We start from the raw sequence: 21422 nt of genomic DNA, 5'->3' as shown, positions 1-21422 counted from the left end.
TCGTTTCGTTGTCCCGTCCATTGCCGAGCCGGCATCTAATCTAGGCTACTGAGTGTTCTTCCTCGAAACGAGTCAAACTACCCTTCAATTTAAAATCGTTATTGCTGCGTCATGAAATCGCGCGCGTCACGAGAATAGAAAACTTGAAGTAAATCACTTTTTGTAGACCCTGACACCCTCCATTAGCAAGTCCTAATTTGGATAAAGATCACAAAATTGGGCGTATTTATTGAAACTTCACTCTAATTAAATCGTGATGTTTTGCGGCATATCTCGCAAAAACCGAGCAAATAGCGCAAATAACCAACAATTTGATAACATTTGGGCTGTTTTTTTAAATAACTTCTCTAAGCTTATTCTCGTACTTGGGAAAACAGGCACCACAAAAAATAATTCCAAGACAAACTTCGTCAAAAAATTCAACGCTAACAACGCGTTGGCTAGAGCGTGAGGATACAAATGACTACAACAGCACAAGTATTCCTTTACGGGGAATTCGTGGGCTCTCTGCATAAAGAGGCCCACGCATACTCGTTTCAATACCAACAAAACTATCATGGGCAACCACTCTCATTGAGCTTACCTGTGAGCGAGTCGCCTTACACTCTCCCCCATTTACACCCGTTTTTTGCAAGCCTGGTCGCCGAAGGCTGGCTTAAAAATAAAATGTGTCGTTCACAGCACATAGCTCATGACGACCTTTTCACGTTGCTCATAAACAATGGTGATGACTTGATTGGTGCAGTAAAAATCACAAGGGGATAGAGATGAAACAACATTTTTCGTACCAAAGTTATGAACATAGCATTGGTCAATTTTTGCCATTTAGTGCCAGGCAGTTTGAACAAGAACTCACCTTGCACTATCGCGGACGGTGTATTTCTGGCGCGCAACCTAAATTGACGATGCAGTTGGCTCTGGATCATCACACAACAGAGAGTTGTGACTGCATTGTAAAACCCTCAACGAGTGAACTTCCTTTCCTAGCGGAAAATGAGTTCACAACCATGTGTATCATGCAGGAGCTGGGGTTTGATGTTCCTAGTTTTTGGCTCGCAAATTTTATTCCGGAATCAAAGAGTCCCATTGAACGAGCCTTTGTTATAAAGCGCTTTGATCGAGACAATAATGGCTATCCCATCCACCAAGAGCAGCTCGACGCCGCAATGAATGCCACTTGTAAATACGGTGAGATTAACCCCGACACCGAGCATTCATACATTAGCTACGAACGAGTATTCAGCTTCTTGAAACAGCATTTAATCACTAGCCTCGCATTGGAAGATGAGTTTTATAAACGAGTGATCACTGCCTATTTACTGGGCAATTGTGACCTGCACCTTCGAAATATCGCCATCATCTATGACGATTGTGGGCAGATGAAACTGGCACCGGTTTACGACTATGTCGCCGTATCCGCCTATCCATTTATTATGGAGCAGTCCATGGCATTGCCATTACGCCTATTTGAAGAAGGAAATCAGAATGTTTGTTCCGGCTTTACGCAGCACGGCGTTTACACTGGTCGAGATTTCATTGATTTTGGCTGTGCTATAGGGCTAAGTGAAGAGACTGCGACCCACTATCTTGATGATTTATTTCGACACGTTCCACGCATCATTGAGCAGTATCGATGCAGTTTATTGCCCGATCATCAAATTAAGAGCATAGAGAAATGGATTAATACCGTTGCGTATCACTTTATCGAGTATCGATAGAACACATTTTTAACGTATCGACATAATGCAATGCTGCCTAAATATGCTCGAAGAGCGCTTCGCAAATTGTAAAGCGGCGTCGATACGGGCACTATAACGACTCTATTGATATTTTAGCCTTGAGTGATCATCGATGAAGACCCTATACATTGCTGCTGCATGTTTGCACTTGGTGTCGCGTTTCGTATTTGCTCAGCAACCCATGGCATTTCCAAACTCAACATTCAGCTGCGAGAACACGCTTAAATATCATATCTATTTTGCCGGTATAAAAACCGGTTGGTTAACTCGTAAAGAGGCGTGGAGTGAGACTGGTGGGTCGATATCCTCTAACAGCTACGCTGGAATACTTGGTATAGGTACGCGTTTTGAGCAGCACGCTAGTTTTGTTTGGGATGAGCAAAAAGGATTCGTCACTACCGAGTTTACTCAGGATGTCTCTGGTTTTAAGAACCGCGAAATGACTGTCGACATTGCAGAAGGCGGTCATCAATCGGTCATGCTAGTGAATCAAAAAGAAATGCAGTTTACCAACCCTGATAGACCAATCTTAGACGTTGACACCATATCGGCGCAACTTCGCTACATGTTATTGCAAGGTGTTGAACAGTTTCAATTAACTCGACAAGCGTCAGATATGCTAGAGCACTACCATTACTTTGTCGAACAACAACAGACAAAGAACTATTCAAAATGGGGCGAACTGAAGGTTATACCCATTAAGCAAAAAGGGGCAGACGAAGTCACGATGTGGTTTGCGCCCAGTATGGATTATCAACTGGTTGATGCAAAATACCATTCCATGCTGTTACCAGGGTCAATGAAGTTAGTCGACAGAGTTAAGACTTGCGACTAAATACGCCCTCTAAGACGAGAGCACCATTTTCAACACACCTTTCACAGGTTTATACTAGCAACGCGATTTCAAAAGTGTTTATGCATGCACTGCAAGGAGACTGAGTGTCACAATTACTGTCGAGCATTCCCATTACCGAGCTAAAGGGCGTTGGGGCCAAAGTAGCAGAGAAACTGGCAAAAATTGATATTGTGACCTGCCAAGACGCACTGTTTCACTTACCCTATCGCTATGAAGATCGAACCACTGTTTACCCTGTTCGCGCGCTTCATGCTGGTTTATGGTGCGCAGTGCTTGGCGAAGTAAAAGCCGTAGACACCGTTTTCGCACGCCGAAAGATGTTAACCGTTAAAATCAGCGATGGCTTTGGCAGTGTAACCTTGCGCTTTTTCAACTTCACTGCGGGAATGAAAAACCAATTTAGTGAAGGTAGATGGGTGCACGCCTATGGAGAAATCAAGCGTGGGCAGTATGGGTTTGAGATTGTTCATCCCGAGTTTAGCTTTCAGGCAGACAACCAAGCGCCAACCGCTAAAGTCGAGAGCTCATTAACGCCTGTCTATCCGACTACGGATGGACTCAAGCAGCTCACCTTGCGCGCTATTACCGAACAAGCTCTGTCACTGCTCGATTCAATGGCGGTTCAAGACCTATTACCAGACAATCTGTATCCGCAGCAGATAAGCATTAAGCAAGCCCTGCATACCCTTCACAGGCCGCCACCAGACACTGATCTTGCGCTGTTTGAAAAAGGACAACACCCCGCTCAATTGCGATTGATCATCGAAGAGTTATTAGCGCAGAACCTGTCTATGTTACTTGTCAAAGCACAAGGGCATCAGCATGCCGCATGGCACATTGCCACATCAACTTCATTAAAGCCGCAACTGCTCGCCAATTTGCCTTTTTCACCCACCAATGCACAAAGCCGAGTCGTCAGCGAGATAGAAAGCGACCTAAGACAATCACACCCAATGATGAGGTTAGTACAAGGTGACGTTGGCTCGGGGAAAACCTTAGTTGCTGCATTAAGCGCGCTCAATGCTATCGAGCAAGGCTATCAAGTGGCACTAATGGCCCCAACAGAGCTTCTCGCGGAGCAGCACGCAATTAACTTTGAGCAATGGTTATCACCACTTGGGATCCAAGTTGCGTGGTTAGCGGGTAAAGTGACCGGTAAAGCCAAACAGCTAGAAATAGAGCGTGTTGCCAGCGGCGAAGCCAAAATGGTGGTGGGCACACATGCGATCTTCCAAGAGGCCGTGAGCTTTGAAAAACTAGCGCTGGTGATCATTGATGAGCAGCACCGATTTGGGGTTCATCAACGTTTAGAGCTAAGAAATAAAGGCCACCAGCAAGGCGTCTACCCGCACCAGTTGATCATGACCGCAACACCGATTCCAAGAACGCTCGCCATGACCGCTTACGCTGACCTAGAAACGTCCGTCATTGATGAACTGCCACCAGGTAGAACACCCATCCAAACCGTAGTGATCCCTGACTCCAAAAGACGCGACATTATCGAGCGCATCCGAAATGCATGCCTAAGTGAAGGCAAGCAGGCTTATTGGGTGTGCACATTGATTGACGAATCGGAAGTGTTGGAAGCACAAGCAGCCGAAATTACCGCAGAAGAGCTAAAACTGCTTCTTCCCGAGCTCAACATTGGGCTGGTTCACGGCCGGATGAAGCCCAAAGAGAAGCAAGCGATCATGCAGCAGTTTAAAGACAACCAGTTGCATCTTCTGGTCGCAACCACCGTCATAGAAGTCGGCGTGGATGTGCCTAACGCCAGTTTAATGGTGATTGAAAACCCTGAACGTTTAGGGCTTGCTCAGCTTCACCAATTACGTGGCCGCGTAGGGCGCGGACAAGTCGCTAGTCACTGCGTACTGCTCTATCATCCGCCGCTGTCTAAAACGGCTCAAAAACGCTTAGGCGTGCTTCGCGAAAGCAACGATGGGTTTGTGATCGCACAAAAAGATTTAGAAATCCGCGGTCCGGGCGAACTACTCGGCACCAAACAAACCGGCATTGCCGACCTAAAAATAGCCGATCTCATGAGAGACCAAGCACTGATCCCTTTAGTCCAAAGACTCGCCCAACAACTCCACACACACCACCGCCCACAATGCGACAAAATCATTGAACGGTGGATGCCAAGAAGAGAAAACTACACCAACGCCTAACTAATGGGGTCAGAGTCAATTGACTCTGACCCCAACTCTTCAAATATAGCTTGATAAGCTTCTAAACGACTCTGCTTATCTTTGCCTATTGCCTCATACAGAGGGTGAGGTGTGATTAAGTTTGAGGGTTTTCCAAGTGCATTCGTGTGGTAACTGCTCCACTTATAATCGACTGGCTTGGGCACCATTTCAGCGCGTACTGGGTTCATCTCAATATAATGTGAAACCACCCATAAATAGTGCTGAGTATCTACAGCGGATGCTTTAAATCGCCCTTCCCACAAGGTTCCAGTACGTTCGTGTTTACGGTTGAAGTAAAGCACATACGCGCGACCAAGAGACTGCATCATTTTCGATATCCCATCTTGGCTATGAGGGGTACATAAAATATGTACATGGTTAGACATTAATACCCATGCATGAATATGGACCTGATATTTAAGAGCGTACTTGTTCAACCAAGAGAGATAAGCATGTCTATCAAAGTCATCAACAAAGCAAGCTTGACGATTGTTACCTCGCTGAATCACATGTTGAGCCATTCCTTGTGGCATGTTCCGCAATTGTCTAGCCATGTCCTGTCTCGCCGCTATTTTAACAATGCAAAACACTACAGCATGTTTGGATAAATCATAGCGCTGGCAAACGAATGATCTTCGAGGCAAACCTCATTTTTGGATGAAAGAAAAGGGGTCAGAGTCGATCGACTCTGACCCCATGCATGCCAAGCATGGAACTTGTTTGGACTAATCATGAAGCAAGTAAACGAATTACCTTCGAGACAAACCTCAATTTTAGACAAAAAAAAGGGGTCAGAGTCAATTGACTCTGACCCCAAGTTTTAAGCTTACTTATACTTCAGAGCAGCCCCATTCTGGGAAGTGCTTACGAACGTAGGCGTTTAGTTCTTTCTCTGCAGCGCTGTATTCACGCGAGTTTTGTTCTTCCTCGCCAGCGATACTAGAAACCATGCCAGCGCCGACCGTGACGTTGGTATGGCGATCAATAACTATAAATGACCCTGTTTCGGGTAGATTGTCGTAGTGATCAACCGCGATTTTGTCCGTCAAAGTAATGTCTGAAAGAGCAATTTCATTGAGATCAAGTGACTCCGAATTTTCAGCATGTTGATTCAACGTGTTGACATCGATTTTGTGGTCTAGATTGACCACCTTGCCAGTACAAGACTTAGTACCAAACTTAAAGATATATTCTTTATGCGTGCGGAGTGGGTTTTCGTCCATCCAAACCACATGACCTTTTAGCTTATTGCTAACCGCCGGTTCGTGGCCGGTATGAACCAGCATATCACCACGAGATATGTCAATTTCATCTTCTAGCGTTAATGTGATTGCTTGGCCTGGTTGAGCGCTGGTGAGCTCTTCATCGAAGGTATAAATAGACTTAATGCGCGAGCTTTTTCCCGAGGGCAAGGCTGTGACTTCATCACCAATTTGAACAACCCCTGAGGCCAAGGTGCCACAAAAACCGCGAAAGTCTAAGTTTGGTCGATTCACATATTGAACAGGAAAACGCATGCTCGACAAGTTTTTGTCTTGCCCAATTTTCACGGTTTCCAGTAGCTTCATTAACGTTGCACCTGGGTACCAATCCATGTTTTCGCTCGGAGTAACCACGTTGTCGCCTTTAAGCGCCGAAATGGGTACGAATCGAATGTCGTCAATGTTGAAGCTTTTTGCCATCTCTCGATAATCGGCTTTAATGCTTCTATAGACCTCTTGGCTGTAATCCATCAAGTCCATCTTATTGATAGCCACAATGATGTGCTTAATACCCAGTAGGCTACAAATATAGCTGTGGCGACGAGTTTGAGTTTGAATGCCATGACGCGCGTCGACCATGACAATAGCCAGATCACAGGTCGATGCCCCGGTCACCATGTTTCGAGTGTATTGTTCATGCCCAGGAGTATCGGCAATAATAAACTTACGCTTATCGGTAGAAAAGTAACGGTAGGCCACATCAATAGTAATGCCTTGCTCACGCTCAGACTGCAACCCATCCACCAGCAGGGCTAAATCAAAATCACCATCAGTAGTATTAAACTTTTGCGAATCTTTCTCGATAGCTGCCATTTGGTCTTCATAAATCAACTTGCTATCGAAAAGTAGTCGACCGATCAGCGTCGACTTACCATCATCGACATTACCGCAAGTAAGAAAACGAAGGAGATCTTTGTTTTCATGGACTTTTAAATACGCTTCGATATCCGTAGCGATCAATTCAGAGGAGTGAGACATATCGATATCCTTTTCTTAGAAGGCCTTTGGCCTTCCTTTATCTAATTCACTGATAGAAACGGGTTAGCGCTTCAATAAATTCATTTTTCTTTGCTATAGGCAACTGATTAATCCCAGCCGCTGCTTTTCGGCCGCCACCGGTGGCAAAAGCGGAACACACCTCATCAGCCCCAACTCGGTTATTGATAGGAGCACGGACACTTACCGTATAATCCTCACCGCTCTGATTAAGTGTCATTACTGCGTGCGCAGTTCCAGGGGATTGATTAGCTAGATCATTCCCAAAAACCCCACTAATTCGGCGCGCCCATGCTTCGCAAGGTAGTTCAAATACAGTTGCCGCTTCGCTAGTGACGATTGGCGTCAACTCTTGCGTGTTCTTAGTATCCTCTCCAAACCCTTTTCGCAGCACGTAAAAAGCAGAGGCTGGATCGTCTCGAAGTTTAAGCGGACAGTCATAGTTCAAGAGCAATTGGTAAAGCTCACTTGGTGGAAAATGTAAATCCTCAATCGAGGCGCCATAGCCGTTGTAATTTAAAAGCGTTCCCAGTTCTTTCAAAAACTCCGTATCGCTTTGGGGTAGCTTAAGTTCGTTCGCTAAGTCGTATGCTCGAGCAAACATGTTGTCACCAAATGCACCCACTACCGCCCATTTTGCAAAAGCACCATGAAGATGAGTATTCACCAACAAGCTAGTACAGGTATTAGGTTCAACATCAATTAGCGCCGTCAACCTACCGTTACTTGGGATCTCACCGTGTCGGTGATGGTCGCAGTAAAAAACGGGCACATCACTGTCTAAGAGTGAATGTAAGGCCGTTAAGTTTTTCTCCATTGAGATGTCGAGAACCGTCACACTGCTTACATCTTCGAGTTCAGTAACTTGCTGTAACAGTTGAATGTCCCGCTTAATTCCCGTTATTAACGTGGCCTTTTTCGCAGTCGCCAGGCGCAGTTGCAATAGCGCACAAATTCCGTCGGCATCACCATTAAACACATCGACATGCATTAGGCGTCACCTTCTGCTTGTAATGTTAAGTACCCTAAACGCTCCAGCTCCTCCACCACGAAGTTGGCGCACTGTTCAATAGTCCGCCCCTCTGTAAGCAAGTGGATTTCTGGGTTGACGGGCACTTCATAGGCCGAGTCAATACCCGTAAAATGTTTGATCTCGCCTGCACGCGCTTTTTTGTACAACCCTTTAGGGTCTCGCTCTTCACACACAGATAAAGGTGTATCAACAAACACTTCTAAAAACTGGCCTTTATCAACTAACTTACGCGCTTGGTCTCGGTCGGATACAAAAGGTGAAATAAAGGCAGTAAGTACTAACGTACCTGAGTCGACAAACAGTTTTGCGACTTCACCAATACGTCGAATATTCTCCACTCGATCAGCATCACCAAAGCCTAGGTCTTTGTTAAGCCCGTGTCGCACGTTATCTCCATCGAGCAAATAACTATGTTTTCCTAGGCTAAGCAATTTACTTTCAACAGCGTTCGCTACGGTCGATTTACCCGAGCCACTAAGCCCGGTAAACCATAAAATCGCCGGTTTTTGTTCTTTCAGACCAACGCGATCTTGATGGGTCACAGTACTATTGTGCCAAACCACATCATCACTCACAGAGTCATTATCTTTTTTCAGATAGGGAGAATTCATAATAAAAACACGCAATAGCTAGATCTAACAAACAATGAAGGCCAAAACTCACTCGCAGGCGAGCCGTCCTCGCCTACTCGCCCCTAAAAGTACCCTTCCCGCTTCTTCTTCTCCATAGAGCCCGAAGAGTCGTGGTCAATTGCACGCCCTTGTCTTTCGGACGTTGTTGTCAGTAGCATTTCTTGAATTATCTCGGGAAGTGTCGTCGCTTCAGACTCCACCGCCCCTGTTAACGGGTAGCAACCAAGAGTTCTAAAACGCACCATCTTGTCTTGGATCTCTTCGCCTTCTTTCAACACCATGCGCTCATCGTCTTTCATGATCAGCATGCCATCACGCTCAATCACTGGACGAGGTGCAGACAGGTATAAGTCTGGGATTTCGATGCTTTCTAGATAAATGTATTGCCAAATATCTAACTCAGTCCAATTGGATAGCGGGAATACACGAATGGATTCACCTTTGTTTACTTTGCCGTTATACACATTCCACAGTTCTGGGCGTTGATTCTTAGGATCCCAGCGATGATGCTCGTCTCGGAACGAATACACACGCTCTTTGGCTCTAGACTTTTCTTCATCACGTCTCGCGCCACCAAAGGCTGCGTCAAACCCATGTTTGTCCAATGCTTGCTTTAACGCTTGAGTCTTCATCACATCTGTGTGGTAAGAGCTACCGTGAGTAAATGGCCCTACACCGGCTTCGATGCCTTCACGGTTTTGGTGCACAATGAGCTTCATACCCACTTTTTTAGCCATATAGTCACGAAAGCGGATCATCTCTTTGAATTTCCAGGTGGTATCGACGTGCATCAGCGGAAACGGTGGCGCTGCAGGCGCAAACGCTTTTTGAGCCAAATGCAACATCACTGACGAGTCTTTACCCACAGAGTAAAGCATAACGGGGTTATCAAACTCAGCCGCGACCTCACGCATTATGTGAATCGATTCGGCCTCGAGTTGCTTAAGGTGAGTCATACGTTGAGCAGATATTTTCATTCCGTTGTCCTATAGTTCTGATCCGATTCCATCGAATTTCAGAGATGCAAAATTAACCTTCTGACTACTAGCTTAATCAATTGCAGAGTGTGAAGAAAGTCTCATTACCGAGCATTTTGTTATATGTTATAAAAGGAAAGTTCTTAGACGTGGGCATTCTAAAAACGCTCAAACTACCCCTTCTAGTAACAGCGTAGCACTGGACGTAAACCTAGTCTGTCGCAGTAAAAAGGCACGCTATCAATTACCCAAAAACATTAAAAATAAACCAATGTCACTCCAACTACGGATACCACTCCATAGGTAAGAGCCAGGGGTATGCCGACCTTCGCAAAGTCCTTCAACGAATATTGCCCCGCATTAAACACCATCAAATTGGTCTGATAGCCGTACGGACTGATAAAACTAGCGCTGGCACCAAACGCCACCACCATGATAAAAGGCATAGGATCGACCCCTAAGGCTTCAGCAACGCCCAGAGCGATAGGTAACAACAGGGCCGCTGCAGCATTATTAGTGACGAGTTCAGTCAGCAGCCACGTCACCATATAGATTAAGACGAGCAGCAGTAACGGGCTTGCATACGAGCCTAAAGATACAATCCAGCTTTTAAGTAATGCCGTGCCACCACTATTTTCCAACGCAACAGAAAATGCTATAGCCGACGAAATGATCAGCCATATCTGAACCGGCAAGCGCTGCAGAACTTCATTAGGCGTCAGCGTTCGGCTAAAAAGCAGAGTAGCAAAAAGGACAAATAACCCATCAAACAGGGATACCCATCCCAACGCAGCTCCTGCAAGAGCGGATAAAAAACCCAGCACGGCCAAGTGCTCTTGCCAAGGGTGTAAGGTGCGTTCTGTTTCAACTCCCGATAACAAAAAAAAGTTTTTGGTGAGGTTTCGTCGAGCATGATAATCCTCGCCCGCAGCCAAAATCAGAAAATCACCAGGCTTTATCTTGGCATCTCCCAGCTTCCCCGACACCCTTTTACCATCTCGTTTTATGGCTACAACGGCTGCATCAAACAGCGCCCTAAATCCCACAGACTTAAGGGTTCGTCCAACCAGTCGACTGTCTGGTCGCACAATGACTTCCGATAAATTTTGCAGCGGTAAGCCATTTTCGGATGCAAACGTCGACAGGCCACTAAATTGATTAAGCAAAGTCACTTTTTTTATATCGCCACTAAACAACAGCCGATCACCGGCCAGCACTATTTCACTAGGAGCAACTGGCGTGATCAATTGATTGTCTCGGACAATTTCCACCAAGAACAGTGATTCGAGGTTTCTGAGGCCATTTTGCTCAATGGATTTCCCAACGAGCTGAGAGTCTGAACCGACTTGAGCATCAATAAAGTAATCGCTCACCGCTCGCTGAGGTTTGGTATTAGAGGGTAGCCATCGAGATACCACAACCAACACTGCGCCACAGGACACCACTAATGCAGCCCCTACTTTGCTAAATTCAAAAAAAGACAATGGAGGATAACCCGCCTTAATCACCATAGAATTGACAATCAAGTTGGTCGACGTTCCCACCAAAGTAAGCGTCCCACCTAAAATAGCGGCATAGGAAAGTGGCAGTAATAGCTTACTCGCCGGATGATGAGGGTTATTTCGAATGGGCGACAGCATGGTCGAAACCACTGCTGTGTTATTTAGAAAGGCCGAAAAAAGAGTACTGAACACAAATAAGTTGCCCCAAGTACGTGCGTAATTAGCGCTAATTACGCTCTTGGCGACTTCCCGTAGCAACCATGTTTTTTCCAACGCAAGAGAGCACACTAAGATCAGTACCAAAGACAATACGCTAGTACCCGTTGCACTATCGACTAATTGCTCAGTACTAATCAGCCTAAGAAGCACCAACGACACCATCAGTACGCCAAATACTTTCTCGGGTTTATTTGGAAATCGAATCAGTCCGACAATGGTCAAAAAAAACAGACCAAATACCCCATACGGGCCCAACATATCCATGTATTGTGTGCTCACTCCATGAGGTCAAATGGTACATTTTGCTCAATGACTCTGTCTCAAGCATACCAGCCTAAAAGTTGAAACCTGGTTTAAATACCGAGACATAGTAGCCTTTTTAGTGAACCCAGAAGTAATAACTACTTTATCTAACTTATGCGTTATTCCAATCGATGATGAATACTTCTCATTACTAAGGCGATTCAATTGATGTTTCGTGTATCGTTTTATTCATAGCTAACCCTCCGCTTCTATTTAAAAATAGTAAGCTAATGTCAACAGCGAAAACCCACACAAATGATGCCGTAGAATCAATTTTACATTTCCGCTATAATGCCGCTATGCAAATGGGTGGGTAATAAACATCAAAATATTAATATAAGTTTAACTCATTGGTACCCAATAATTTAATCAACGTACAGTAGCGAATTTAACCAAGACCATGAATCAGTTAGCCTCCCTTGCCGAGCTAGGCTTTATCTTCATTTTCTCATTAACTAATCTATTTTTTTTGAGAAAAGTAGCCCGCAAAATCAACCTGGTAGACAAACCTAATGCTCGAAAGCTTCATGAGGGAACCGTACCTCTTGTTGGCGGGTTATCGATATGTCTATCCATTTTATTCTTTTTGTTAACCATCGCACCACTCACCTCCCAAGTTCTCATTTACACCGCATCGATTATTTTGCTTGTTACCGTTGGTGTAATAGATGACAAATACGATATAAGTTTCAAAATCCGCTTTTTAGTCCAAGGCGTCTTATCTATAGTGATGATGACCATGGCTAACTTGGATCTGCACACAATTGGCAATATTTTGGGTACCGGTGACATAGTCCTTGGCCCCTTTAGCTATATTGTTACAGTCATTGCAGTCATAGGTGCTATTAACGCATTCAACATGGTGGATGGAATAGACGGGTTACTTGGCGGCCTATCTATTGTGACCTTTTCGGGCTTGGGCGTATTAATGCTCATGTACGGTTTTACAGACATCGCGTATTTTTGTTTGGTTATTATCGTTGCCATTGTTCCCTACATATTATTTAACCTCGGTCTGCTTGGACGACAACACAAAGTGTTTATGGGCGACGCTGGCAGCATGTTAATCGGTTTTACCGTAATTTGGATGCTATTGATGGCCACTCAAGAGCCTTCTTCCGAAATGCGCCCAGTCACAGCACTATGGTTAATCGCTATCCCACTTATGGATATGGCTGCCATTATGATCCGACGTATTCGTCGTGGAGACTCCCCCTTTAAACCAGATAGAGAGCATTTACATCACATTTGCCAACGACTTGGACTTTCGTCGCGCCAAACTCTAGCAGCCATTTCTTTGGCGGCTGCTTGCTTAGCTGGAATTGGCATTGTGGGCGAACTACTCAATGTTCCTGAGTATCTAATGCTGATCGGGTTTGTTGTTTTGTTTTTGCTGTATTTGTATGCTCTTACCCACATCTGGGTGTTGACCAGCAAATTTCGTCGAGGCCAAGCGAACCAGCAAGCAAACCAGCAAGCAGCAATTGATAACAATTAGAGGCAATATGTACTCTCTTGGATGGGTGGTTCCTATAGTTGATTAGACTAAAACTATAGTCCCCCTTCCGTCGCAGACTATGCCCAAACCACATTTGTGGTGACTCTCGAGAGAGTGAATAACCTCTAACAGTATACCTCACCAACTAGTCTAGCTTCGCTAGGACATTTACCCTTCCCCTAATAACAGTTAGCCAGCTAACGCTAAAAACACCCATTACTTTCTCGCCTAAACAACATTTCGTCAGCGTTAAACAATTCTAGCTTTTCTTAGTTCCGCATTTCATTTAGACACTTGCAACCTGTTTCATTTTTTGTTTAGCACTCACAATGGGAATAAAGCCTTATACTGTTCGTTTGGTTAAGAGCATTCACCTTGGCTTCAATTGCATGTGACGCACAGCAAGCCTAAAACTATCGCGATAGAAACCCAACTCAGGTATAATATCGGCTGTTTTGTTTTGATAAATAGTCTTATCAAACTCATTAATTTTGCTTTTAACTCGAACGTTAGTTCGAAGCTAAAGAGTCTGATAAATCAGAGTAACTTTATGAAAATATTAGTCAGTGGTGGCGCGGGTTTTATCGGAAGCGCAGTAATCCGTCATATACTGCGCGAATCAAATGACTTTATTGTGAATGTCGATGCCTTGACCTATGCCGGGAATTTAGAATCCCTCCCTAATGCAGAGGGAAATGAACGGTATTCTTTTGAGCATGTTAATATTTGCGACTTTGCTGCGTTAGAAAAAGTATTGAAAGAGCATCAACCCGATGCTGTTATGCACTTGGCTGCTGAGTCACACGTGGATCGTTCTATAGATGGTCCAGCCGATTTCATTCAAACCAATTTAGTTGGCACCTTCAATATGCTTGAAGTGTCTCGTCAGTATTGGAAAAAATTGTCTGCAGAAAAGCAAGCGTCGTTTCGATTCCACCATATTTCTACTGATGAAGTTTACGGTGATTTGGAAGGTACCAACGAGCTTTTTACCGAACACACTGCGTATGAGCCAAGCAGCCCCTATTCTGCCAGTAAGGCTGGCTCGGATCACTTAGTTAGAGCTTGGGGTAGAACTTACGGATTTCCGGTATTAGTAACCAATTGTTCTAATAACTATGGCCCTTATCACTTTCCTGAAAAGCTTATCCCTCTGGTCATTCTTAATGCCATTGAAGGTAAGCCTCTTCCAGTTTATGGCAGTGGCTTGCAAGTAAGAGATTGGCTCTATGTTGAGGACCATGCACGCGCACTTTGCAAAGTTTTGGCCGATGGCGAAATTGGCGAAACTTACAATATTGGTGGCCACAATGAGAAAGCCAATATTGATGTTGTAAGGGCAATCTGTCAGCTACTTGAGGAGCTAGTACCAAATAAGCCTTCTGGTGTAGAACGATATGAGGATTTAATTACTTTTGTCTCCGATCGACCAGGACACGACGTAAGGTACGCTATCGACGCGTCCAAAATTGAACGAAACCTCGGCTGGGTACCAAAAGAAACATTTGAGTCTGGGCTTCGCAAAACCGTCCAATGGTATTTAAGCAATGAAGTATGGTGGAAGCGAGTACTTGATGGATCTTATAACCGAGAACGCTTAGGTCAATAGCGGCTTGCAAGAGTGCGTGAATCTATTTATTGGGCTTAAACCTAAGTGCGGACCATCAACTTCGAAAGGTATTAATTAATGAAAGGTATTATTTTAGCGGGCGGTTCAGGTACTCGTCTCTACCCCATTACTAGAGGAATATCTAAACAGTTATTGCCCGTTTATGATAAACCAATGATTTACTATCCCTTATCCGTGTTGATGCTTGCCGGGATAAAAGACATTTTATTAATCACAACACCCGAAGATAAAAACGGATTTGTTCGTCTGCTTGGCGATGGCTCTCAGTTTGGAATCAATTTGGAATACGCCGAGCAACCGACACCCGATGGACTCGCACAAGCATTTATTATTGGTGAACAATTCATCGGTAAGGAATCCGTTTGCTTAGTGCTGGGTGATAACATTTTTTACGGTCAAGGCTTTAGTCCCATTTTGCAACGTGCAGCACAGCGACCCAATGGAGCGACCGTGTTTGGATATCAAGTTAAGGACCCAGAACGCTTTGGTGTGGTTGAATTTGACGACAACATGAAAGCAAAATCAATTGAAGAGAAACCCGTTATACCAAAATCTAACTATGCCGTTACAGGTCTTTACTTTTATGACAATCAAGTCGTAGAGTTGGCCAAAAAAGTCAAACCATCGCATCGTGGAGAGTTAGAAATTACGTCTTTGAATGACATGTACCTTCAAAATGATGAGCTAAATGTTGAGTTGCTCGGGCGTGGATTCGCATGGCTAGATACCGGTACACATGCTAGCCTTCATCAAGCTTCATCATTTGTAGAGACCATAGAAAACGTGCAAGGTCTCAAAGTGGCTTGCTTAGAAGAAATTGCATGGAGACAAGGTTGGCTAAATAATTCACAACTGCGAGAAGCAGGCAATAGCCTTAAAAAAAACGATTACGGCCAATACCTATTAGGCTTGCTGGAGGGATAAATGCAACAACTAATCAATTTAATTGATTTTACTATCATGGGCGATGATAGAGGTAGCCTCATCGCAATAGAGGCAAATAAGAATATTCCTTTTGAGGTGAAGCGTGTCTATTACATTTTTGATACTCAATCAGGAGTCTCAAGAGGGTTTCATGCACACTATAATTTAGAACAACTGGCCATTTGCTTAAAAGGGAGTGTGACGTTTATCATTGATGACGGAACAAACAAAGAACAAGTTGTTTTAGATTCACCCAACGTTGGCCTTCACATAAAAGGCCTTAAGTGGCGGGAGATGCATGATTTTTCTGAAGATTGTATTTTGATGGTTATTGCAAGTGATCTATATGATGAAGCAGACTACATACGCGACTACGATGAGTTTGTTAAGATCGCGGAGGCACAATGATTCATACTCTTAGTGATGTGCAAAGTAAGAATATTGGAAAAGGCACTACTATTTGGCAATTTTCGGTCGTCCTTCCGGGTGCCAAAATAGGTGAAAATTGCAATGTTTGCGCTCATACACTTATTGAGAATGATGTAGAAATTGGTCATAGGGTCACCATTAAATCTGGCGTGTACCTTTGGGATGGTACTGTTATTGAGGACGACGTATTTATTGGGCCTAGTGTGACATTTACCAACGATAAGTTTCCTCGCTCAAAAGTATACCCTGATTCATTTCCCAAAATCGTCATTAAAAAAGGGGCATCAATTGGTGCAAATGCGACCATATTGCCTGGGTTAACCATTGGTGAAAACGCAATGGTTGGTGCTGGCTCAGTGGTGCTTGCTGATGTCCCAGCTAATGCCGTCGTAGCAGGAAACCCGTCAAAAGTAATTCGATATATCGAGAAATAAAATGCCTAAATTTTTAGATCTAAAGTCCATAAACGCTCAATACCGCCAAGAGCTTATTGATGCATGCACACGAGTAATCGACTCGGGGTGGTATATCATGGGCACAGAACTAACTCAGTTTGAACAAGAGTTTGCCGCATTTTGTGGGACAAAGCATGCCATTGGCGTTGCCAACGGTCTTGATGCATTAACTTTAGTTTTACGTGCTTGGAAAGAGTTAGGGTTCATTGAGAGTGGTGACGAGGTCATCGTTCCTGCCAACACCTATATCGCATCATTGCTCGCCATTACAGAAAACGAATTAACCCCGGTTTTAGTTGAACCTGATGAGCACAGTTACAATTTACGTGGTACCACTGTCGAAGCCGCCATTACCTCAAAGACTAAAGTGATTTTACCTGTACACTTGTACGGTTTAATCTCCCCAATGGATGAACTGTGTACCATTGCGAAAAAGCACAACTTGTTGGTATTAGAAGACTGCGCTCAGGCTCATGGTGCTAGCATTAATGGTAAAAAGGCAGGTTCGTGGGGCAACGCCAGTGGATTCAGCTTCTACCCAGGCAAAAATTTAGGTGCTCTTGGCGACGGTGGTGCAATTACCACTGACGATGACCAACTTGCCGAGGTATTAATGGCACTACGTAATTATGGGTCGGTGCAAAAGTATGAAAATGAATACAAAGGTGTTAACTCCAGACTTGATGAGATTCAAGCAGCAATGTTGCGCACAAAGCTTAACCACTTAGCTAGTGACACACACAAGCGCCAACACATTGCACAACGCTATTCCAACGAAATCGACAATCATCTTGTAGCGTTACCAAAGTGGTCAAACAACGAACATCATGTATTCCATCTTTTTGTTGTAAGAGTAAAAGATAGAGCACACTTTATGCAATTTCTGTTAAGCCATGATGTCCAGGTCTCTATTCATTACCCAATTCCGCCTCACAAACAAAAAGCCTATCAGGAGTTTGGCCACCAAAGCTTGCCTTTGACAGAAACGATTCACGCAGAAATTGTCAGCTTGCCAATAGACCCAACTTTGTCAGAAAGTGACGTTACAGACATCATCAATCTAATCAACGGTTATCAGCAATGCTAAGGCTAATACGCGAACTTTTTTCGCTCTTAACACCTAGCCAAAGAAAGAAATTTTATCTTCTTCAGGTATTAGTGATCGCAATGGCGTTACTTGAAGTGGTAGGCATAGCATCCATTGGCCCTTTTATGGCGTTAGTGGGTGACATTTCGCTGATTGAAAAAAACAGCGTTTTGGCCTCATTGTATGCATATACTCAATCTGAAAGTCCGTACGATTTTCTGTTTTTGGTTGGTATAGGAGTGTTAGTCGCGCTGGGGCTTGCTTCCATTGTATCTATGGTAACAACATGGTTACTGTCCATATTTGCGTTTAAAATTGGTACCGAAATCTCTGACCGCTTATATCGCCATTACTTAAAACAAGACTGGCTATTTCACTCTAGCGGAAGCAGTGCGCAACTAATTAAACAGGTATCTACCGAATCAATCAGGATTACTAGTCAGGTCATATTGCCACTTATACAGATGAATGCACGTGTTGTACTTGCCATCTGTATCGTGATAGTTATTTTCGCCTACAACCCTGCAGTTGCCTTTTCTGGGTTTTTAATCTTCTTCTTAGCCTACGTTGGGCTTTATCGCACCATTAAAGCGCGCCTGAAGAAAAACGGAGAAGATATATCGGACAATTCAGTACTTCGCTTTCGCCTAATGAACGAGGGGTTTGGCGGTATCCGAGACGTACTATTGTTAAATCGAAGTAGAAACTTTATTAAACACTTCGAAGAGAGCGGCGTGACTTTTGCTGAAGCTAATGGACAAAACAACGCGTTAAGTATTGCTCCTAGATATCTTATGGAGTTTATTGCCTTTGGTGCAATGATTGGATTGATTTTGGTCCTACTTAAAACTCATGATGGAGACTTAAGCGCGATATTACCGCTCTTAGCAGTTTACGCGTTGGCAGGACTCAAATTATTGCCCGCTGTACAACAGATTTATGCGAGTATAGCCCTAATTAAGGGTAATATCGCGGCATTTGAAGAAATTAGACCTGAACTAATAGCATCAAAACAGAGTGAAAAAGCAACAACATCGACGCCAATGACTAATGAGGAGCAACGACTTGAGCCTAAAGAAAGTATCTCGCTCCAGCAAGTAGACTTTTCATACCCAAATAAGAGCACACTCGCGCTGTCTAAGCTCAATATGACTTTTCCTGTAAACCAGACCGTCGGTATCGTTGGCTCTTCGGGCTCAGGTAAATCGACTGCAATAGATATTCTGCTTGGCTTAATTCATCCCGACAATGGAAAACTACTCGTCGACAACCAACATGTAGACCAAAATAACATGCGCACATGGCAAAATGTTATTGGTTATGTTCCCCAGACGATATTCTTAAGCGAAGGTTCTATAGCCGAGAACGTTGCATTTGGGCTACTGGATAGTGAAATAGACTATGACCGAGTGAATTACGCGTTAAAACTATCCAGACTAGAAGAGTTTGTTTCCCAACTACCCAATGGTGTCAAAACTAAGGTCGGGGAAAGAGGCGTACAACTATCAGGCGGCCAGCGTCAAAGAATCGGCATAGCGAGGTCGTTGTATCAAAATGCATCCGTGCTTGTTTTTGACGAAGCAACTAGTGCACTAGATGGCATAACCGAAAAGCTAATAATGGATGCGATTGCTGATTTTAGTGGCAGTAAAACAATCATAATGATTGCGCACCGACTAAAAACTGTCGAGAAGTGTGACATTATCTACTTTTTAGATAAAGGTACAGTTACAGATTCCGGTACTTATAAAGACTTATATAATAGAAATGAACTGTTTAGGGAGATGGCTGAACATGCTTAGCCAGACAATGAATGAATAACAACACTTCGACACTGGCAAACTCATGTGTATTACTCGTGCAATCTTGTGACGCGTATGAAGATGTATGGGAAATGTTTTTCAGCGCACTTGCTGATCATTGGAAGCATTGCGACCTAGAAATCATTCTAAATACTGAAACAAAAACAACCGTATTTAGTGGTCTCAACATTAATACACGTAATTATTGTGGCGACTATCAAGCCGCTTCATGGGGAGACCGCTTATTACATGTCCTCTCTCAGGTGGATAAAGAGTATGTCGTGACACTTTTTGATGACTTTATCCTTGAGGGCGAAGTTAATGAAACAAAACTAAATCACTGTTTAACGTTACTTGAAGCTAACCAAAATATCGCGGCATTCTATTTTAATAATATTCCTGGTGAGTCGAGCCAAGGATACGAAGGTTTCAGGAAGCTCGGAAAAACAACAGATTATAAAGTGAATTCTTGCCCTGCAATCTGGCGAAAAAGTGCTTTAGAAGAAGTGACCGGAAAAATTGATTCCCCTTGGGCGTGGGAGTTTTTTGGTTCTGTTCGAGCCTACGGCGATAAATATGAATACTATTGTGCAGAACAAGACTGTGAAAATACCTTTATTTATCAGTATCAGTTAGGTGGGGCTATACGCAGAGGAAAGTGGGTTGAGAAGGTTTGCGATCCTGCGATACAAAAATATAATTTACAGCTCGACCCGTTAATTCGGGGATACGCCAGTGAATCACTGTCGGAAGGAAAATATAGCTTAAAATGGAAGATCGATTTTATGCTCCTTGGATTGAGGATGGTTGGTCCCAGAGCGCTTATACCGCTTCTCAGAGGCGTAATGTCTAAAGTAAAACGAGTTCTACGATGAAAATAGATTTTACGTTTACGGTACTGGTTTATAATCATGCTGACTATATTATAGAACACCTAGAAAGTATCAAATACCAAATACTCAATTATGGGAAAGGTCTTAATATAAACCTTGTTGTCTCAGACGATGGTTCTAAAGACTCTAGCGTGGAACTGATCAACACCTGGCTTGCGCATAATTCTGTTTTGTTCTCGGACGTAACGGTACTTGGTGATGGGGTCAATAGAGGTGTAGGCAAAAGCTTCACCAGTATGTGGGAGCATATTGGCAATGAACCATTTAAACTACTTGCTGGCGATGATGTTTACTCTTATGAAAATATATTCGAAGAAGCTAAGCTTATAGATAAGAACGAATTTGTTACTGGACTTCCATTATTGTTGGTTGAGGGTGAACTAATAGAATCACGCGCACTAATAATGAACATATACGCTACTCAGCACATTTATGAAAATAGTACTCTGTTATCCAAAATAAAGGGTATTAGCGTAATCAACACACCCAGTCTTATTTATCAAAATAAGTTCATCAAGCATGACGAAGGATTCAAATTTATTAGGAAGTTTCGCGTAACAGAAGACTTCCCTATGATGGCCTTTTTGTCATCAATCTATGACAAAGTGAAATTTTTAACCGTTGGCAAAGTTTACGTGTACTACCGACGAACCAGTGGTTCTATCTATTTGGTAGCAAACGAAAAATATAACCAAGATAAAGAAGATGTGTTTAAGTTTCTAGAAAGTATAGACCCAAGCGCTATAGGCCGATTTATGTTGCGAAACAGGCTGTTTTGCTATCGTTTAAATGGCGTAAAAGCTAAACTATTGAATTTGAACTACTACGCTTATCTCGGAAGGTTATTGTATCACTCCCCAAAAATCATAAGATCAATGATTAAGCTCAATATTAATAGTGAAGCTCATAGTCAACACTATCAATTAATCGTCAAAAACACCAAGCAATATATGTCCAAATTAAACAAGGAATAAGCTATGTCCGATTCAAAAAGCG

Annotated in this window: 19 protein-coding genes; 13 read left to right on the top strand and 6 right to left on the bottom strand. The window is 43.5% G+C overall.

What is annotated here, in order from left to right; genetic code table 11:
* Positions 1-459 precede the first annotated feature (459 nt).
* The 4 genes from JQC93_RS20520 (at position 460) to recG (ending at position 4763) form a co-directional block, all read left to right on the top strand.
* Complete coding sequence (locus JQC93_RS20520) at positions 460-765, top strand: HipA N-terminal domain-containing protein (RefSeq protein WP_205159237.1); 306 nt, start codon at positions 460-462, stop codon at positions 763-765.
* 2 nt (positions 766-767) lie between these two features.
* Positions 768-1718, top strand: a complete 951-nt coding sequence (locus JQC93_RS15080) for a type II toxin-antitoxin system HipA family toxin (protein ID WP_205159236.1) — start codon at positions 768-770, stop codon at positions 1716-1718.
* A 133-nt stretch (positions 1719-1851) separates the two neighbouring features.
* Positions 1852-2574 (top strand): DUF3108 domain-containing protein, encoded by a 723-nt coding sequence (locus JQC93_RS15075; RefSeq protein ID WP_205159235.1) that lies wholly within the window; start codon positions 1852-1854, stop codon positions 2572-2574.
* 104 nt (positions 2575-2678) lie between these two features.
* Entirely contained in the window at positions 2679-4763 is a 2085-nt protein-coding gene (gene recG, locus JQC93_RS15070) for an ATP-dependent DNA helicase RecG (RefSeq protein WP_205159234.1), read from the top strand.
* Here recG and JQC93_RS15065 read toward each other — a convergent pair.
* The 6 genes from JQC93_RS15065 to JQC93_RS15040 form a co-directional block, all read right to left on the bottom strand.
* The gene (locus tag JQC93_RS15065) at positions 4760-5338 is read right to left on the bottom strand and encodes a transposase (protein WP_236009584.1); all 579 of its coding nucleotides are present in this window, start codon (positions 5336-5338) and stop codon (positions 4760-4762) included. The two genes, recG and JQC93_RS15065, sit on opposite strands and share 4 nt — an antisense overlap.
* Positions 5339-5614: 276 nt before the next feature.
* A complete protein-coding gene (gene cysN, locus JQC93_RS15060) occupies positions 5615-7024 on the bottom strand; it encodes a sulfate adenylyltransferase subunit CysN (protein WP_205159233.1) in 1410 nt (469 codons plus the stop codon).
* A 46-nt stretch (positions 7025-7070) separates the two neighbouring features.
* Positions 7071-8033 (bottom strand): DHH family phosphoesterase, encoded by a 963-nt coding sequence (locus JQC93_RS15055; protein ID WP_205159232.1) that lies wholly within the window; start codon positions 8031-8033, stop codon positions 7071-7073.
* Positions 8033-8686, bottom strand: coding sequence for an adenylyl-sulfate kinase (gene cysC, locus JQC93_RS15050; protein ID WP_205159231.1), 654 nt, complete (start codon positions 8684-8686; stop codon positions 8033-8035). The genes JQC93_RS15055 and cysC overlap by 1 nt, the downstream gene beginning before the upstream one ends.
* A gap of 83 nt (positions 8687-8769) precedes the next feature.
* Complete coding sequence (cysD, locus tag JQC93_RS15045; RefSeq protein ID WP_205159319.1) at positions 8770-9678, bottom strand: sulfate adenylyltransferase subunit CysD; 909 nt, start codon at positions 9676-9678, stop codon at positions 8770-8772.
* A gap of 263 nt (positions 9679-9941) precedes the next feature.
* On the bottom strand, positions 9942-11669 hold the full coding sequence (locus JQC93_RS15040) for an SLC13 family permease (RefSeq protein ID WP_408068612.1): 1728 nt from the start codon (positions 11667-11669) through the stop codon (positions 9942-9944).
* A gap of 439 nt (positions 11670-12108) precedes the next feature.
* On the opposite strand from JQC93_RS15040, the gene wecA reads away from it, so the two are divergent.
* From wecA to JQC93_RS14995, 9 genes are all read left to right on the top strand, one after another.
* Complete coding sequence (gene wecA / locus JQC93_RS15035) at positions 12109-13206, top strand: UDP-N-acetylglucosamine--undecaprenyl-phosphate N-acetylglucosaminephosphotransferase (protein ID WP_205159230.1); 1098 nt, start codon at positions 12109-12111, stop codon at positions 13204-13206.
* Between the two features lie 550 nt (positions 13207-13756).
* Complete coding sequence (gene rfbB / locus JQC93_RS15030) at positions 13757-14815, top strand: dTDP-glucose 4,6-dehydratase (RefSeq protein WP_205159229.1); 1059 nt, start codon at positions 13757-13759, stop codon at positions 14813-14815.
* A gap of 78 nt (positions 14816-14893) precedes the next feature.
* Positions 14894-15760 carry a glucose-1-phosphate thymidylyltransferase RfbA gene (gene rfbA, locus JQC93_RS15025; protein ID WP_205159228.1) on the top strand — a complete coding sequence of 289 codons (867 nt, stop codon included), beginning with the start codon at positions 14894-14896 and terminating at the stop codon, positions 15758-15760.
* A complete protein-coding gene (locus JQC93_RS15020; RefSeq protein WP_205159227.1) occupies positions 15761-16168 on the top strand; it encodes a sugar 3,4-ketoisomerase in 408 nt (135 codons plus the stop codon).
* Entirely contained in the window at positions 16165-16623 is a 459-nt protein-coding gene (locus tag JQC93_RS15015; RefSeq protein WP_205159226.1) for an acyltransferase, read from the top strand. The genes JQC93_RS15020 and JQC93_RS15015 overlap by 4 nt, the downstream gene beginning before the upstream one ends.
* A 1-nt stretch (position 16624) precedes the next feature.
* Positions 16625-17731 (top strand): DegT/DnrJ/EryC1/StrS family aminotransferase, encoded by a 1107-nt coding sequence (locus JQC93_RS15010; protein WP_205159225.1) that lies wholly within the window; start codon positions 16625-16627, stop codon positions 17729-17731.
* An 80-nt stretch (positions 17732-17811) separates the two neighbouring features.
* Positions 17812-19533 carry an ABC transporter ATP-binding protein gene (locus JQC93_RS15005; RefSeq protein ID WP_236009580.1) on the top strand — a complete coding sequence of 574 codons (1722 nt, stop codon included), beginning with the start codon at positions 17812-17814 and terminating at the stop codon, positions 19531-19533.
* Between the two features lie 11 nt (positions 19534-19544).
* The gene (locus tag JQC93_RS15000) at positions 19545-20408 is read left to right on the top strand and encodes a hypothetical protein (RefSeq protein ID WP_205159223.1); all 864 of its coding nucleotides are present in this window, start codon (positions 19545-19547) and stop codon (positions 20406-20408) included.
* Positions 20405-21400 (top strand): glycosyltransferase family 2 protein, encoded by a 996-nt coding sequence (locus JQC93_RS14995; RefSeq protein ID WP_205159222.1) that lies wholly within the window; start codon positions 20405-20407, stop codon positions 21398-21400. The genes JQC93_RS15000 and JQC93_RS14995 overlap by 4 nt, the downstream gene beginning before the upstream one ends.
* The last annotated feature ends 22 nt before the right edge of the window (positions 21401-21422 follow it).

Origin of the sequence: Vibrio ulleungensis, assembly GCF_016900875.1 — a bacterium.
Classification (GTDB): domain Bacteria; phylum Pseudomonadota; class Gammaproteobacteria; order Enterobacterales; family Vibrionaceae; genus Vibrio; species Vibrio ulleungensis.
The sequence above is the reverse complement of the archived record's forward strand: the minus strand, read 5'-3'. Positions and strand labels throughout refer to the sequence as shown.

Coding starts and splice junctions, on each gene's coding strand:
- JQC93_RS15015 (WP_205159226.1), top strand. CDS start 16,165: ATGATTCATACTCTTAGTGATGTGCAAAGTAAGAATATTGGAAAAGGC.
- JQC93_RS15075 (WP_205159235.1), top strand. CDS start 1,852: ATGAAGACCCTATACATTGCTGCTGCATGTTTGCACTTGGTGTCGCGT.
- JQC93_RS15065 (WP_236009584.1), bottom strand. CDS start 5,338: ATGGCTAGACAATTGCGGAACATGCCACAAGGAATGGCTCAACATGTG.
- JQC93_RS15005 (WP_236009580.1), top strand. CDS start 17,812: ATGGCGTTACTTGAAGTGGTAGGCATAGCATCCATTGGCCCTTTTATG.
- JQC93_RS15000 (WP_205159223.1), top strand. CDS start 19,545: ATGAATAACAACACTTCGACACTGGCAAACTCATGTGTATTACTCGTG.
- wecA (WP_205159230.1), top strand. CDS start 12,109: ATGAATCAGTTAGCCTCCCTTGCCGAGCTAGGCTTTATCTTCATTTTC.
- rfbA (WP_205159228.1), top strand. CDS start 14,894: ATGAAAGGTATTATTTTAGCGGGCGGTTCAGGTACTCGTCTCTACCCC.
- cysN (WP_205159233.1), bottom strand. CDS start 7,024: ATGTCTCACTCCTCTGAATTGATCGCTACGGATATCGAAGCGTATTTA.
- JQC93_RS15020 (WP_205159227.1), top strand. CDS start 15,761: ATGCAACAACTAATCAATTTAATTGATTTTACTATCATGGGCGATGAT.
- JQC93_RS15010 (WP_205159225.1), top strand. CDS start 16,625: ATGCCTAAATTTTTAGATCTAAAGTCCATAAACGCTCAATACCGCCAA.
- JQC93_RS15080 (WP_205159236.1), top strand. CDS start 768: ATGAAACAACATTTTTCGTACCAAAGTTATGAACATAGCATTGGTCAA.
- JQC93_RS14995 (WP_205159222.1), top strand. CDS start 20,405: ATGAAAATAGATTTTACGTTTACGGTACTGGTTTATAATCATGCTGAC.
- rfbB (WP_205159229.1), top strand. CDS start 13,757: ATGAAAATATTAGTCAGTGGTGGCGCGGGTTTTATCGGAAGCGCAGTA.
- JQC93_RS20520 (WP_205159237.1), top strand. CDS start 460: ATGACTACAACAGCACAAGTATTCCTTTACGGGGAATTCGTGGGCTCT.
- cysC (WP_205159231.1), bottom strand. CDS start 8,686: ATGAATTCTCCCTATCTGAAAAAAGATAATGACTCTGTGAGTGATGAT.
- JQC93_RS15040 (WP_408068612.1), bottom strand. CDS start 11,669: ATGGATATGTTGGGCCCGTATGGGGTATTTGGTCTGTTTTTTTTGACC.
- JQC93_RS15055 (WP_205159232.1), bottom strand. CDS start 8,033: ATGCATGTCGATGTGTTTAATGGTGATGCCGACGGAATTTGTGCGCTA.